Annotated in this window: 13 protein-coding genes; 2 read left to right on the top strand and 11 right to left on the bottom strand. The window is 56.1% G+C overall.

What is annotated here, in order from left to right:
- Positions 1 to 159: 159 nt before the first annotated feature.
- The gene (locus tag IDH45_RS07770) at positions 160 to 1044 is read right to left on the bottom strand and encodes an AraC family transcriptional regulator (RefSeq protein ID WP_190926257.1); all 885 of its coding nucleotides are present in this window, start codon (positions 1042 to 1044) and stop codon (positions 160 to 162) included.
- A 210-nt stretch (positions 1045 to 1254) separates the two neighbouring features.
- Between IDH45_RS07770 and IDH45_RS07765 the strand changes: the two genes are divergently transcribed.
- Positions 1255 to 3453, top strand: a complete 2199-nt coding sequence (locus IDH45_RS07765) for a family 78 glycoside hydrolase catalytic domain (protein WP_190926256.1) — start codon at positions 1255 to 1257, stop codon at positions 3451 to 3453.
- Positions 3454 to 3563: 110 nt separating this feature from the next.
- On the opposite strand, the gene IDH45_RS07760 is transcribed toward IDH45_RS07765, so the two are convergent.
- From IDH45_RS07760 to IDH45_RS07745, 4 genes are all read right to left on the bottom strand, one after another.
- Positions 3564 to 3743, bottom strand: a complete 180-nt coding sequence (locus IDH45_RS07760) for a hypothetical protein (protein ID WP_190926255.1) — start codon at positions 3741 to 3743, stop codon at positions 3564 to 3566.
- Positions 3740 to 4717, bottom strand: a complete 978-nt coding sequence (locus tag IDH45_RS07755) for an RNA polymerase sigma factor (RefSeq protein ID WP_190926254.1) — start codon at positions 4715 to 4717, stop codon at positions 3740 to 3742. The genes IDH45_RS07760 and IDH45_RS07755 overlap by 4 nt, the downstream gene beginning before the upstream one ends.
- 349 nt (positions 4718 to 5066) lie before the next feature.
- Positions 5067 to 5474 (bottom strand): DUF2500 domain-containing protein, encoded by a 408-nt coding sequence (locus IDH45_RS07750; protein WP_190926253.1) that lies wholly within the window; start codon positions 5472 to 5474, stop codon positions 5067 to 5069.
- Positions 5475 to 5667: 193 nt separating this feature from the next.
- Positions 5668 to 6186, bottom strand: coding sequence for an NUDIX hydrolase (locus IDH45_RS07745; protein ID WP_223836458.1), 519 nt, complete (start codon positions 6184 to 6186; stop codon positions 5668 to 5670).
- A gap of 216 nt (positions 6187 to 6402) precedes the next feature.
- Here IDH45_RS07745 and IDH45_RS07740 point away from each other — a divergent pair, with 216 nt between their 5' ends.
- Positions 6403 to 7494 (top strand): phosphotransferase family protein, encoded by a 1092-nt coding sequence (locus IDH45_RS07740; RefSeq protein WP_190926252.1) that lies wholly within the window; start codon positions 6403 to 6405, stop codon positions 7492 to 7494.
- Between the two features lie 155 nt (positions 7495 to 7649).
- Here IDH45_RS07740 and IDH45_RS07735 read toward each other — a convergent pair whose 3' ends face one another.
- From IDH45_RS07735 to IDH45_RS07710, 6 genes are all read right to left on the bottom strand, one after another.
- Positions 7650 to 8429, bottom strand: a complete 780-nt coding sequence (locus IDH45_RS07735; RefSeq protein ID WP_190926251.1) for an arylamine N-acetyltransferase family protein — start codon at positions 8427 to 8429, stop codon at positions 7650 to 7652.
- Between the two features lie 177 nt (positions 8430 to 8606).
- Positions 8607 to 9512: an AraC family transcriptional regulator gene (locus IDH45_RS07730; RefSeq protein ID WP_190926250.1), complete on the bottom strand. Its 906-nt coding sequence runs from the start codon at positions 9510 to 9512 to the stop codon at positions 8607 to 8609.
- Between the two features lie 138 nt (positions 9513 to 9650).
- Positions 9651 to 11579 carry a hypothetical protein gene (locus IDH45_RS07725; protein WP_223836457.1) on the bottom strand — a complete coding sequence of 643 codons (1929 nt, stop codon included), beginning with the start codon at positions 11577 to 11579 and terminating at the stop codon, positions 9651 to 9653.
- A 188-nt stretch (positions 11580 to 11767) separates the two neighbouring features.
- Positions 11768 to 13084, bottom strand: a complete 1317-nt coding sequence (locus IDH45_RS07720) for an ABC transporter substrate-binding protein (RefSeq protein ID WP_190926247.1) — start codon at positions 13082 to 13084, stop codon at positions 11768 to 11770.
- 32 nt (positions 13085 to 13116) lie between these two features.
- Entirely contained in the window at positions 13117 to 14679 is a 1563-nt protein-coding gene (locus IDH45_RS07715; RefSeq protein ID WP_190926245.1) for an FAD-dependent oxidoreductase, read from the bottom strand.
- Positions 14680 to 15097: 418 nt separating this feature from the next.
- The gene (locus IDH45_RS07710) at positions 15098 to 15868 is read right to left on the bottom strand and encodes a GNAT family N-acetyltransferase (RefSeq protein WP_190926244.1); all 771 of its coding nucleotides are present in this window, start codon (positions 15866 to 15868) and stop codon (positions 15098 to 15100) included.
- Positions 15869 to 15895: the final 27 nt, after the last annotated feature.

Raw genomic sequence — 15895 nt, 5'->3', positions numbered from 1 at the left:
GAAGTTGGACTTCCTCTACACGAGGAAAAACCAGCCGATCCCGGATTATCCGCTCCTCTCCATACGGCAAAACGTATCCTCAGCTACGGCAAGGTTCATCATTTCCTAAATAAAAAGAACAAAGTGCGCCTCATTCCGGCACCCTTTGTCCGTATCCCGTCAAGTCCGGGTCAACCGGCGGTAATCCCGCGGGGAAATTCCGATCTGTTCCTTGAACAGCTTGTTGAAATAACTGCTATCCCCAATGCCTACCCGTTCCGCGATATGAATGACTTTCTCGTCCGTGCCCCGAAGCAGCTCCAAAGCCGATTGGATGCGCAGCTCGTTGCGGTACCCGGTAAACGTCTTGCCCGTAACCTCCTTGAATTTGGCCGTAAAAGCCGATTGGCTCATGCCGCACATCCGGCACACCTGCTCCAGTTGAAGCGGCTCGGCATAGTGCGTATCGAGAAACTCGCACAGCTTCCGGATCGCTTCCGAGTCCCGGGTCTGAAACGGCGGCTCCGCCGTTACCGGCTCGTACCGCCGGCTCAGCCAGACGAGCAGCTCGATCAGCAACGCCTTCACCGTAATCCGGTAACCAAGCGGTTTGTCGCGAAATTCCCGGACAATCCGGTCGAGACGCTGCTTCACCTCCTCCGCCTCCGAACGGGACAGCTTCAGATGAGACTCGAAATCCGGATTTTGCTTCATAAACGGCTCCACATAAAAAAACTGCACAAACGGCGTCACCTGCGACAGCACCTTCAACTCCGATACGAGAAAAGACGGCAAAAACAAAATGTTGTACACGTCCAGCGGAGCGTCTCCGATCACGCGATAATCATGCTCGGCGTAAGGCGGAATGACGAACAGATCTCCCTTGGATACCGGAAACCGGTTTCCTTTGTACAGATGCTCGCCGCAGCCGCTGTCCACGTAGACAAGCTCAACAAACTCATGCACATGAGGCGTAAACGGCCGGTCCGGCATCGTCGAGTAAGGAAAAGCCGCAAAAGCAAATTCGTCGCTCTCCAAATAACGTTCCTTCGAGTAAACGAGCATATCAGGCTCCTTCTTCCGCAGAACTCGTCCTTCTGAAGCAATAGTAAAATACGCCGCTCCTTCTGGCAAGAGGCCCGGCGCGTCAGATCCCCCCTGTTTTACGGCAAAAGTTACAAGATCGGAGCCCTTATCTGTTGTACACTCTCCGCATACAGAGCTGTCGCCCTGCAGATGGACAGCTGTTTACAACCCGAAAAGGAGTGCAAAAAAATGGACAAACGATGGTCTGCCCACTGGATTATGGACGAAGATTTCGCCGGCCTAAAGCCGATCGACGTATACCGCAAGCAACTGGAGCCCAGCCAAGGCCCGAAACACCGGGACGACCTGAAAAACCGGCATATGCTCGCCCGAACCAAGTTCGTACTCGACGACTCGTACGAAAACGCCGTGCTTCACATTACCGCCGACGACTGTTACAAGCTGTATGTGAACGGGACGTTTGTCGGTCAAGGCCCTGCGCAAGGGAATCATTATCATTACTATTACAACCGGTACGACCTCGCTCCTTTTTTGCATAAGGGGGGCAACGTAATCGCTGTCCACGTCTATTATCAGGGACTGATCTGCCGGGCGTTCAACAGCGGAGACTACCGCCAAGGGCTGATCGCCGAGCTCGACGTTCAGGGGCGAACGGTCGTGAAGACGGACCGGACGTGGAAGATCGAGACGGCCCGCGAATATGCGAGCGGCGGAATCGTAGGTTATGACACGCAGTATCTGGAACATATCGACAACCGGCTGAAGCTTACCGGCTGGCGGGAGCCCGGCTATGACGACTCCGGCTGGCGGACTCCGGCCGAGCATGGGTCCGACGATCACCGGTTATTTGCACAGCCTACCCCGACGGTTAGCGTATATGAGATCCAGCCGGTGCAGATCGTCGCTTTGCCGGAGAACCCCGGCGGCTTCCTGCTCGATTTTGGCGGAGAGCGGACCGGCCAGTTCCGGATGAAGGCGCGCGGCGCCCCCGGACAAACGATCGAGATCCGGTGCGGCGAGGAGCTGGAGGACGACGGGAGCGTCCGCTACAAGATGCGGTGCAATTGCACGTATCGCGAAGTATGGACGTTGTCCGGCAGCGATGAGGACGAGCTCGAGTTTTACGATTACAAAGCTTTCCGTTACGTCGAGGTTTTGCCGGAGGCGGGAGTTCAGGCGGACCCGGACAGCTTCGGCGTCATCGTCCGCCACTATCCGTTCGACGAGGAGGCCAGCCGGTTCGAGTCGTCCGATCCGTTGCTTGACCGGATCTGGGACATTTGCCGCGAAGGCGTGAAATACGGCTCCCAGGAAAACTACGTCGATTGTCCTTCCCGGGAGAAGGGCCAATACTTGGGCGACAATACGATCATCACGCATGCTCATGCCTACTTGACTGGCGATCTTCGCCTGTTCCGCAAGTCGCTGATCGATTTCGCCTTATTGTCCTCCCGCACTTGTACCGGCTTTATGGCAGTAGCTCCGGGGCATTTCATGCAGGAGTTCGTCGACTATTCCCTGCAATGGCCTCTGCAACTGCTGCGTTATACGATGCTCAGCGGTGATACGGATTTCCTGCGGGAGATGCTTCCCGTGGCGGAACGGCTGATGCGGTATTACGACAAGTACAAGCGGGAAGACGGTCTGCTCGCAAATGTAACAGACAAGCCGAATCTGGTCGACTGGCCGACCAATATGCGCGACGGCTACGACTTCCCGCTCGAACCTGTCGGAGAAGGCTGCCACAACGTCGTCAACGCCTGGTATTACGGAGCGATGCTCGCCATGAACGAGATCCGGCAGCTGTTGAACGAGCCGGACCCGGAGAGCGGGCTCCGAAGTTCCTTCAAGAACGCGTTCCGGCAAGCTTTTCTGAATACGGAGACGAACTTGTTCACCGATGCGGAAGGCTCGCTCCATTCCTCGCTGCATGCCAATGCGCTGCCGCTGCTGTTCCGGCTGACGGAAGAACGCGACCGCCATGCCGTCGTCGGCCTGATCCGGGAGAAGCGCCTGAGCTGCGGCGTTTATATAGCCTACTTTGTTCTGCAGGCGCTCGCTGCCGCAGGGGAGCATGAACTCGTATACGAGCTGATTACCTCGGACGATCTGCATTCGTGGAGCACGATGGTGAAGGAAGGCGCGACCACCTGCTTCGAAGTATGGTCCAAAGATTTGAAGCGGAACACGAGTCTCTGCCACCCTTGGGCCAGCGCCCCGATCCCGCTGCTCATCGAAGAAATAGCGGGCATCAAGCCGGCCTCGCCGGGCTGGGCATCGCTGACGTTCGCTCCCCGGGTCCCGGCCTCCCTGGACAAAATCAGCTTGCAGTTCCGGATTCCTTCCGGGACAGTCCGATTCAGCTATGCGGACGGCAAAGCGGAGCTGGACGTTCCCGACGGAGTCCGGGTGGAGAGGCTAAGCTAAGCCAAGCCGGCGTACTACAAACATCCCCGTCATCCTGCAGCTTCGCCTTCACGCGGACTGCAGGACGGACGGTGCCGTATGCCGCAACATCCAACAGGCCAGTTCTCCGGTTATTTGCGCTCCGGAGAAGCGCGGCCCCGTCGCTCCTTGATTTCCCTTATTTCCAGATGCAAAAAGAGACTATTTAACCTCAGCAAATCCATTCTCGCTTCATATTCGGTCCCCGGTTTGGTCAGCCGCTTGCTCCGGTAGTAGATGGCGTACAAGGCAACCCTTCCTTTCCTGTTCATATCGGCGTCTTATCTCCGCTGCCGCCGCTGGCCGGCCGATCGTCAAAAAGCGCTCGTGCACAAGCCGCATGAAAAGGCTGTCTGAGCAGCACCTCCGCCGCCTCCTGCCAGGGCAAGCCCAGACATCGCAGCAAATGGATCAGTGTCCGCCGCTCCCATCTCCATGCGTCAAACTTCCCGGCCAGCAGCGGTCCGTCTATTTTCTCATCCAGACGCAGCTGCTCGTTCCATTGCTCCGGCGTCCCCCGCTCATCCTCCATCGCAAAACGGAACAGCAGGACGGCATCCGGCTCGAAAGGCTCCAGCTCATCCGGCCCGAATCCGTCCGGCCCGCCTGCCGCCGTATACCGAGTGCCGCTCTCGCGTATCCCGCTGCCGCTAGACGGCTTGACTTCCCGGTCCGCCTTGCGGACTCCGCGGTATTGCGCCAGCGATTCGGCCAGCGTTTTCTTCGCCTTATGCACCCATTGATCGACCTGATTGCTGCTGCAGGCAAGCCGCTCGGCCGTCTCCTTGGACGAGTACCCCCGCCAATACCGGAGAATGATCGCCTTGCGCTGATTGGGAGGCAGCATCTCGAGCGCCTCCTCGATCTGATCCTTCAATTCCTCGTTCCGGTCGGCCAACTGCTTCTCATACCTTTGGCTTCTCAAGCCTCCGCCTGGCGTAAAATCGACCAGAATCGGGCTGATCCTGCGAAGCTGGTTTTTGCTCACATAAACGATCACCTGACAGACCCAGGCGCGAAACGCGGCGCCTCGCTTCGTCTCAGCCGCTTTATGCAGCACGATCTCGAACACTTTATCCTCGATCTCCTCGTAATCGCTTGCACCGAGGGAACGTTCGCACTTGATCGCTTCGTAGGAAGCCAGATGCATAACGACACCCGGCAGCCAATTGGTTCTGAACCGGATAACGATCTCATCTTCGGCTTTGTTATGTACGATACTGTCGTAAAGCTGGTCAAAATTCATCTTCCCCCTCCTCATCCGGTCGAAGGCTGTTTAAACATAATCTTGCCCTCTATTAAGTAATGTATTGAGCAGGTCGAAATCTTATCGCTAAACGACAATTATTTTAAAAAACAAAAAAAGAAGGCCCCTCGTAAAAGGTTCCTCCTTTTAATTCCGTTGATTCCGCCGGGCTCCCGCTCCGGTAACCGCCAGCAGCTCGCCGGGTGATCCGGCTTCGCCCTTCCGGGCTCCAGCTCAGGACGAACCCGTTGCGGAATCCATATGACGCGGCCGTTCCGGAGATCCGAGTGTCACTAACTCTGATCTTCAGCCGCTTTGATGATTTTGTCGCCAGCTTCCGAATCAGCCCTCAGCCAGCGCTGCGCTCAAACGCAACGATCCATTCCCCTTGCACCGCTGCATATCCCGTGTCCCCTTCGACGACGAGACCGTACAAGTTTTTGACGTCCAGATACTCCTTGCGATCGCCGTTATCGAACTCGAGTGTAATGTAGTAGTACGTACGGGACGAATTGGACGTGTGGATCGCTCCGCTGCCGTGGTTGTGCTGATTCGTATAATGTCGGACGTCCATCCGTTTGGCGACGACTTTGGCGCATACAGACTCCTGCGGCGTGCTCGCGTTTTTTACATAACGAGCCCCGCTCATCACCATCCGAACGATCACGATCGCAAATACGACGATAACCAAGATCGGCACGACGGAGAACATAAAGGAAGACATTCCTCCGCCAAACGACGGTCCCATATCGCTCATATTTTTCACCTTCCTGTTGCTAGTTGTTTACCTTTATACGTAAATTAAGCACAATCGTTTCCGGATTCGGCAAAAAAGCAAAGAGCAGCCTGCCCCGGCCAGCCCTCTTTATTACGCATTCACCCTTTGGTGATATAACGGCATCCCGGGTCCATTCCATACAGTCGATGATGCCGGAGGTTGGCCGGTCTGATTACATTGCCCGCACCGGCCCTCCGGCCGATTCCCCCAAGGGCAAACGAGTGTAGCCGATATCGTTGTCCCCGGAATCATAATCATAAATATGGTCGTACACGGCACCCTCCAGCATCGGCGGGAGAAAATGCTGGATCTTATGCGATATGCCTTTGTTCAGCGGTTCCAAAATCCAGGCGACCGGCTTCCAGTCCAGGATGCCTTCTTCCGTCACCCGAGGGGTTGGATAGTCCAAGTCGTCGCCCACACGCGCCAGAAAGACGTACATGCCCGACTTCATCGTCGGCGTAACCCAAGTAATTCTGCCCGCCAGCACAACCTGCTCCCGCTCCAGCCGAATTCCCGTCTCCTCCGCGATTTCCCGGATGATGCCAAGCTCGGGGCGTTCGTCCTTCTCCAGCTTGCCTCCGACTCCGTTCCATACGCCCATCTCCGGCTTGCTGCGCCGGTTCAACATCAAAATCTCGTCGCAGCGCTGAATGAAACAAAGCGTATATTTGTACACGTTACCTGACATCAGCCACTCTCTCCTTTACTGCAAAGCGAGCTTTCGCTGCCGGCTAGTATGACAGCCACCATCGCCCTCGTCACCTGACTTCCCCATTATATACGATCCGATCGAGAAAGCGGGGGAAAATAGGGCGGACGGTTAAGCTGCCAGCCCAAACCCTATTGTCTACTCCGGCCATATTCCTTATAATGAGAACATATATTCCTATATCTGGAGGTATCCATGAACAGCTTCCATTACGGCGAACGATTAGGAACGATTTCCGACCGGCAATTTCAGGCGGCTTTGGACCGGTTACAGCTGGGACGCTTCCAGAAAGCCGAGAAGACCGCTCGAGGCAGCTTGGGACAGACGATATTCCTCTCTTCAACCGAGGGCGAATATGTGATGAGAGGCGATCCGAACCCGGGGCAGCTTCAGTTAGAACAGTTTATTATTGACCATCTGCACGCCTATACCGGTGTGCCGGTTCCGGCCCCGTACCATCTCGACTTGTCGACCGATTTGTTCGGATGGAGTTATGCGATTATGCCCCGGCTAGGCGGCGTTCATATCGATACCGAGGAGATGAGGAACCGGCTGAGCGCGGATGACGAGCGGAGCATTGCGAGGGCGTTTGGCCGCAATCTAGCCCGGATGCAGCAATTCACCGCTGACCGGCCGGGCCTGTATGTGCCGCACGAGAATGGCATCGTTCCTTTGGAGCAGCTGTATCGGGATTGGCTGTTCGGTCCGGTGCGCGACCGGTACGTTGACAGTTTCCCGGTGAACGACAACCCTTATCGGCAATGGTTGTATACGAAAATCCGCTTTTGGCTCGAGGACGCCAAAAAGTATTCGGTCATCACCCCGGAGGATCGCGATTGGGTTGAACGCGTACTTGCCGCATCAAGCGGCGCTTTCGATTCCGGATGGAAGCCTTGCTTTGTGATGGGGGATTACAAGCTGGACAATGTCCTGTTCGAGCAGCGCGGCGGGGACTGGGAAGTGTCGGGAGCTTTTGATTTTACTGCTTGCGGCATGGGGGACGGCATTGCCGATCTGCCTCGTGCGTATGCGATGTACATTGACAGGGACGCTCCGGAGCTTGCCGGGCAATTTATGACCGGATACTGGGACAGCCGGAGCGTTCGGGACACGCCGGATCGCGGATGGACAAACCGTTTCCGTGTTCATCTGATTCATGAACGTTTACTCGTCTGGGGATACCACAAAGCGAGCGGCACCGTTTACTGGGACGACGCCTGTCCTTTCCGTCAATGGATGGAGCGTTATGACGAGGGGATGGCCGGACTGCAGGACATCGCCCGGTAAACCCTGTCTGTGTTGTGTCTGGAACAGACAACTGCGGGAAGCTGTACGACCGATCGCTTATTCCGGCCATAACGATTAGAGGCTCCCGGAACCGAATCCGAAAGCCTCTTCGTTTGGCAAAGCTTGCCGTTCCAGGCCGCTTCCCCGCTTCCCTGCTACCCCAGATCGATACCGAAATAAGTGCGCAAAGCTTCCTTGTAAGCCTCATCTGTCTGCGGAACGAGCGTGCGTACGCCTTCTGCGGTGAAGATGCGGAACTCGCCTCCGGCGATCGTATTGCGTCCTTCCGCCGTACGGATCGCGACCATCGGGCTTTGGATGAAGATCGAATCCGGGCTGTTCTCGCACCAATACGACGCCATCACAAAATCTCTGGCCAGCTGCGGTTCCTCGCTGAACGAGTAAATGCGGCCCCACGCCCCACGCTTCCGCTCGCACAGCACCCAGCCGAAATCGTCGTCCGTCTCCATCCGGTAACATTCGTCGCCTTGCACCTGTTCCAGCCCTTCCTCCATCCGGATCGGTCTGCGGGGAACGATCCCCCCGACGCCAACATCGCACAAATACGATGCGTCCTCAACCGTCACGAGCAGCACCTGATGCCGGCGCTTCGGAGGCGGGTTCGGCTCGTCCCGCCAGAAGCGGGCGAACAGATCGGTGACGGAATATCCGAGCTCCCGCAGCAGCCAGCCGAACAAAGCGTTCAGTTCGAAGCAATAACCTCCACGTCTGCGCGTTACGATCTTGTCGTGGATCGCCTCAATTTGAAGCGAGATCGGCACCCGGTTCAAAATATCGAAGTTCTCGTAAGGCACTGTGTGTAGATGGCATTCCTGCAAGCGGGCGAGACATTCGGCGCTGCCGTCCGCAGGGCCGTCGTAGCCGATCCGGTCCAAGTAGGCCCGAACTTCCGGCTTTAACTGGCTGTTCTTCATCTAATCGACTCCTTGTACCCGACACAACACCTCTAAAAGGTGTCTCCTCCATCATCATAGTAAATAATCCCTCAAAAGGGAAGCGCGGCTGCATAGCCTGCTCATCTGCCTTCTGAGGGATTGTCCTTCTATAATAGTGCGGCTTGAACGGACGATGATCCCCGCACGCGGCCGGACTTACGGGATATTCGTCTGCACCTGCTGCTGGAATGCGCTCGGCGTTTGCCCGGTAATGTTTTTGAATGTTTTGCTGAATTGGGACGAGGAGGCGAACCCGACCGAATAAGCGATGTCGGTCAGAGACATCTCGCTTTGCTGCAAGAGCAGCCGTTTGCTCTCGAATACGCGCTGGAGAAGCACATATTGGTGATAGGTCATCCCTTTTTCTTTCTTGAACGTTCGAATCAGATGATCCGGACTAAGCTGAAAATGGTCGGCCATCGTCTTGAGCGACAAATCTCCATCGAGATGCTGTTCGATATATTGGCACAGCTGCGAGATCGGATTTTCTCCGGCCCGCCGCCCGGGCTTCCGCTTCCCCGGACTGCCTTGCAGCGTTTGCCCGGCCTCCAGACAACGTCGAACCAGTACAGTCAAATTCATCAAGCCGGAGACGATCATCTGCTGCCAGCCGATTTTGCGCTCCCGCATCTCCTTATGCATCATGAAGAGCAGGTGTTTCATCGTCATATACGTATCTGGCTGCAGTCTGATCTGCTGGCAGCTCACATCGGACAGCCAGTCGAAGTCGCGGCCGGGCATTAAGGAAGACAAGCTCCGGTCGTCGATCAGAACGACCATTCTCGTATATAGATCGGACGGATCGATAAACACTTGATGCGGCATTTTACCCGAAAAAACGAGCAGTTGGCCGGGCGACTGCCTCAATATATTTTTATCAACTACGAATGTGCCTTGGCCTTCCAGCGTCAAATTAAGCTCGATGCCGGGCTGGGTGTGCATACTGAAGTTATGCGCGCTTAAAAAATCGTGGCGCAAATAAATCGGGAATTCTTCGAACCATCTGCATACGGCATCATTCATCGAAGGAGACTGGTTGATTAGCGAGCGGTCAAGTGCCATGAAGACTCCCCTTTCCCCGATCCTGCCGGAAAGGCTCCAGCCCTTCCTACCCTTCATCATAAAGAACGATCCTGCAAAATGCAACGGCTTCGATTCCCGCGCTGTCCCACGACGACCGTCCTTCCCGCAGATTATCATTTATCGGGCCGAACCTTGTTCATAATGAGGCAGCAGCCGTTCCTCCAGTAGTCCCATCAGCAGCCCGGCGGAAATCTCGGCCACCGTCCAGCCGGATTCGATCGACCACGGTCCCCAGCCCGCATCCGCCGGAGAGCCGAACACTTCCGCTCTCTCCGCGTCGAACGCCCGCGTCCACGCTCCGTCAAGGACCGGGTTGTCGCTGCGGAGTTGAGCAGACACAAGAAACCCGGCGATCTCTTCCCACAGCTGCTTGAAATAAGGATCTTTTGTAACGAAATACGCCTGAATAAATCCGATCGGCAGCCAATTGTTCGAGTATAACAGATCGATGACCGGATCGCCGTTGCGCGAAATCAGCGAGCTTTCGCCTTGCCCGATCTCGTGCCGCATGGCGGCGCGGTACCCTTCGTCCCATTCCAGATAAGCCCCGGTCGGATGCCGGAACTTTTGCAGATCGCCCGCAACCCGGTACAGCCATTCCCGATGACGTTCCTCCCCCGTCTCCCAGTACAGCCAGCTGAGCGGCAGAATCAGCCGGCAATATTCTTGCGTCTGGCTCTGCTCCCGTTTCGTATCCGGATATAGGGCCATCATGGTCTCCATCCCCTGGATCGCGGTCATACGGAATTCTCCGATGCCGGTCAACCGGTAGGCGAGCAGCAGAGCGGCATAATAAAAGCCGTTGTAATGCGCGCTCGGCATACGGCCCGGCTCCGACCGAAGCTGCTCCATCTTCTCCGGCGTAAGTCCGATATTATCGGTCCGGTACACTCTCGTCCCGTCGGCCCCGGTCGTACGGACAAGGAACAGCAGCGCCTCGGCAATATCGTCCAAATGCTCGGTCGTACCGGAGTACAGACATTTGAGCAGCTGCGGCAGGATGGCGCGCGCCACATCGTCCTGGTAACAGACGCCCCATGCCTCTTCCGTCCAACGAATCATGCCGTACCACGGCTCGTCCCGATCTTTGCACTGGAACTCGCCGTATACGACTCGCTGCAGATTGTCCGCGATATCCAGGCTGCGCCGGTCAGAGGTCAGCAAATGGTTCAAATAATAAGGCAGCGCGATCTCTCCGATACAATCGACCCGCCGAATCGTGCTCATCCGCTGGGTGCCGTCCGGATATATTTCCGTTCCCGGTCCTTCCAGAGCACCGGTGACGCCTTCGTCATAGACGACTCCGGACCGCTCGAACCAGCGAACGGCGCGATCTGCGCTGTCTCTAATCTGTTCGGCAAGCGGAGCTTCCGGCCGCTCCGCTCCCACCGAATAAGCGGCTGTGGCGCCGCTCAGATCGGCTGGCCCGTCCAACAGCCACTCCAGGATGAACCCGATCAGCTTGAGCGCGGAACGTCTCGGCGCAAATCTCGCTTTCGCGAAATTAGCGAGGCGCAGCGAGCAGACGAGCAGATTGTCGGGCGTATCGAACCAAAGCCCACGGTCGGATACCGGCTTGGTCAGCTCCGGCGTCATCTCTACCCGGTCATGAGCATGAAGCTTTACATATTGCAGAATAGGCAAGCCGTGCGAGCAGGCGATGCTGTGCGGCTTCAGACGCATATTGCACTGATCCTCAATAAGCTCGCCCGCCTCCAGTCCGTCGATAACCCCGTCCGCGCATACCGCCAGCCGCTCGTACCGGCTGCTGACCGGAGGGGCGTTATAAACGTGGCCGATGCTGCCCACATATTCGGCGAACACCCTCTTCCCCGCCTTGATCTGCTTCTCCACCGCATTTCTTGTCCGGGCCCGCAGAAGCAGAGGCTCTTCCGACACCCCGCCCAGCACGGCGACCGCGTCGTATTCATCCAGATTCGGATTGTCATCAGGGGCGAAAAAAGCGAGGTTCGCCTTCTGAAGCTGCAGCATGTTTGTAAAATCGTTTTTTTCCGCCGTAATAACGGCAATTTTTCTAACGTTCATCATAGCCACCGTCCTTCGTTTAAGCCCAAGATGTTGGAAAAGAAAAAAGCTTCGACCGGAGCTGAACGGAGTCTTTTCCATGGAATGTCAACCGTCCGTGAGCGCAGCTCGGCCAATCCGATACACAACGTAACGCGAAAGAGGCCGGAACGAGTCGTCCCGGCTCCTTCATTCGTTGTCTGTCTTCCTTACTTTTTCATCGCCGCTTCGATGGCCTTGTTCGCATTCTCCTCAACGGTTCGAAGTGCCGTATTCACATCAGACTTGCCTGTGGCGACATCCACGATCGCTGCGGAGAGCTGGGATCTGACAGTGCCGTCGTATTTGGTAACCCGGATCGGCTTGCCGATGGTATCGGCGAACACGGCTTTTGCATAATTCGTCCCGTTCAGGAACGGCAGCTTCGTGCCGAATTCCTTCACGACGCTGTCCGTTTTGAGAACAGGTACCCGGCCCGCCCGCGCGTTCTCCGCCTGCATCTCATCCGAGAGGAAAAACATGATTACTTTAAACGCCTCGTCCCGGTGAGGGCTGTTCGGAGGAATCGCGAGGAACGGCGCGTTCATCTGCGACCCGACATTCTCCATCCCGGCGAAACGGGGATTCGTAATCGCATCCCATTCCAAACCGCTCTCGATCGCCGGCGGCAGCAGCTCCAGCGGACTCGGCCCTCCCCGCATGGCCAGCGATTGTTCCTTGAAAAACAGCTGATCTTCCTTGGCGTTGACCAGGTCGTTGTTTGACACCTGGTATAATCCGGCCATCGTACTCAGCCATTTTTTCCACGCATCGGTATTGACCAGCGATTTGTTCGATGCAGGATCGACGAAAGGCAGTCCCATCTGATTTTTGTAGATCAGATTCAATCCGCTGTAGGCGAATCCTCTGTACTGAATGCCGCTGTCGACACGCGATACCTTTTTGACCAGCTCGTTCAGTTCTTCCCAAGTCATGCCGTCCTTCGGAAACGGAACGCCGAACTTGTTAAAGATCGTTTTGTTGTAAATGACGACGTTATTGTTTAACTCGTACGGCATAACCGAAATATCGTTTTTGTCCGTATACATTCTTACGGAATCGAGCACGCCCGGCGCCAGCCGGCTCATATCGAACTTGTACTTGGCAATCAGGTCGCTCATATCGGAAGTCAGTTGCAGGTCCATCGCCTTAAACAGCCCGCCCGCCGAATAAGCGATCAAGTCGAGCTTCACGCCGGAGGCGATCAGGTTGTCGATGTTTTCGTTCAAGTACGGGTTCAAGATGATGTTGTACTTGTCCTTCACCTTCGCCTTCCACTCGTCCATCAGCGATCCGGAATATCCGTTATAGAAAAAGTTGATCGTAACCGGGTCCTTCAGCTTCTCCGGCGCCTCGGCCGGATTGCCGGCCGGCGGAGTCTCGCTCCCTGCGCTTGTTCCGCCTGTTGCTCCGTTCTGTCCGCCACATGCTGCGAGAAGTACGCTAAGAGATACAAAGACCAACCCTTTTTTCAAATTAACGTTCATTCTCAAGTCCCCTTTTCTCTACAAGTGTAAGCTTACAGGTTCCAGATCAGCTCGATGCCCTGTCCGGTCAGCAACTGCTGATATTGCTCCAGCAGGCCAGGGTCTTTATAGACGGAGCGCGGCTGTACGCCTTTGTCGAGGCAAAAGGAAGCGAGCAGCCCGGCCGCTTCGCCGATATTCCATTCGACCGGATGAAGCCGGTAGCAGCCGTTCGTAATATGAGTCGTTCCGATGTTTTTGTTAGCCGGCAGCAGGTTGTTGACCCGGACCGGGATTAAGCTGCCAAGCGGAATCTGAAACGGAAGCGGCGAGAAATGAATATAATTGCGGTTCGCCGTGCTCGGATGCAGATCGATCGCGTAATAACCGATGCCTACCGAATCAAGGAACCGTTCCGCCTTGCCGTCCGGATGGAACTCTTTCGTCACATGCTGCTCAAGTATCGTAAACTCCGCTTGAATCCGGCGCGATTCGCGAATGTAAACGGATTTGGCCAGACCGTCCTCCGTACCGAAAATATCTTTGCGCAGCCGGAGTCCGGGATAGCCGATTTTACCGTCAAGACGAGGCGCCTCCGTCTGCATCCAGTAGAGGAGCGATAAACTGATCTGCTTCGCCCCGTCCAGATGGCGGGCTTTCTCTTCCTCGCTTACGTCGATAACCGGTCCAAGCACGTAATCGTTTTGCGGCCAGTTTACGATCGTGACATCGCTTTCAAACGTACCTGGCGCGAAATTGGATTTGTCGGCGATCCGGCGGTAATCAAACAGCGGGAACAAGTCGTTTTCCGGAAACAGCACGTATTGTCTCGCTTCATGCGTGACCGGATGGGGACCGATCCAGCTCAGCATCCGCCCCGGCCAATAATCCGGACTGAACTCTCTCCAGAACGCATAATCCCGCGGCTTGTCGATCGTGTGGTCTTCGCCTTCGATATAGTCCATAGCGAAACAATGCGTGATCGCTTGCATCTCCGACGGATTCGCCGCTCCCTCCAAAGCGCGCGGCTCCCCGGTCTGCTCCCGGGACTCCGCTCCCGTTACATATTCGACCCCGGCCATCGGCAGCAGATCGCCGCATTCCGTCGCGTCGAGCACATACGGTGCCGAGAGAACCAGGCGATCCCCGGATTCGAGACTTCGCATCGTGACGGCGCGAACCGTATCCCCTTCCGTCTCCACCGATTCCGGTACGTGCTTAAGCACAATGACCAGTCTGCCGCTATGCGTGTATGGAGCCGCCATTTCGAGCAGGACGGCCAGCGCGGTCCTCGGATCGCCGCTTACTTTACTGACGAGCGCGTTGCCCGGATTAAAAATATCCGCCTTCTTCCCCAGATCGCTCAGCGGAAAGTGACTGCGATAGTAGTGGCGCACGCCGTCCCGGAACTGCCGGTAGCTTCTCGTACAACCGGTCTCCTCGATCCATCGGTGTTCGTCGGGCGGTACTCCCTGACTCGTCACTTGGCCGCCGATCCAATCCGTTTCTTCGGTTAATACGACGCGCTTGCCTGTTCTTGCTGCTGCCAGCGCAGCTGCAAAACCACCCAGACCGCCGCCGATGATCGCGACGTCTGCATGCATTTCGCGTTTCATATGCATCCCCCTGTCTATGCCCTGGTACATCCTTGTTTGAAGATCACAACCAATATACACCGGGTTCCAAGAGGGGGTCTATTCGATAATAGACGTTACATTTGTGATTTATCGATATTTGGATGGGGATGTGGGAAAGGAGTGTTTCGCAGCAGGAAAGGAGCTGTGTAAGAGGCACTCTAATCATCACACGGTATCAAGAGACATGCCATGGAGAAAAGGAAATAAGCTTAAAAGGGAGTTGACGGGGCGGTTCCAAAAAATGTTCGCTGAGAGGGAATCGTTTCAAGTTAATCGGCCACTCGGGTATCGTGCCTGGTGAAGGAACCTATTCCGGCCCAGATGCCCAGACAGGTGCCCCGCTGCCGAGCGGCAGCACCTCCCGCCACAAACAAGTCCGGGCCCAGGTCTCGCTGGACTACGAGTTGTCTCTGGCGTACATCTCGACCCAAGCCGGCCAATAGCCCAAACTGGCGGCCAGCTGTCTCGACTGCAGATTGCTTGTAATCGTCGAATAATATGGCGTAATGCCCTCCCGCAAGATCGATAACGTTAACGTGCCGACGATCGCCTTGCCGATCCCTTTTCCTTGGTACTCCGGCAGCACATCGACGCCGATCTGCCACATCGTCTCGCTATCCGCCGATGCTCCGGCAATGCCGACGACAGTCCCGTCGCAAACCGCTACCGCCGCCATCATATCCGGCCGCAGGCTGTCGGCCCGAAACGACAAAGCGTGCTTAAACCGGGTGTAGCCGTACAAGCCGGACACTTGGTCGCCGCGGTAAGTGGAGACGCTGACTCCAGACGGAACCATAAACGCCCGGAAATGATCGGCAGAGCATACATACTTCTGATCCGGTCCCGCCATAAACTGACGATCCGGTGCGACAAGCTCCTCCAGTAAAGCGGCCGTCCGCGCCGTGAAAATTTGCCCGGGCACGAGACCCCCTAGCTCCCGCCTCGCCCAATCCATCCGGTCTGCACAGCACGAAATGACGACGCCTTTCCCCATCGTTACGAGCGTTAGCGATTTTTCGCGAAGCGGAAACCGGAGCCTTCCTTCCAGACTTTTCGCTTCGTGCACCGATACGCTCTCACGGTCGAGATCCGTCTGAGGACAGGCGAGTGTCGCCGATAAGACACCCTTAACGGTTTGTACAGCCGTGCTCCAATTCGATGCAGTCATGATTATAACCCTCCCGTTTTTCCGTAT

The sequence above is a fragment of the Paenibacillus oceani genome, assembly GCF_014705615.1.
GTDB classification, from domain to species: Bacteria; Bacillota; Bacilli; order Paenibacillales; family NBRC-103111; genus Paenibacillus_AB; species Paenibacillus_AB oceani.
The sequence above is the reverse complement of the archived record's forward strand: the minus strand, read 5'-3'. Positions and strand labels throughout refer to the sequence as shown.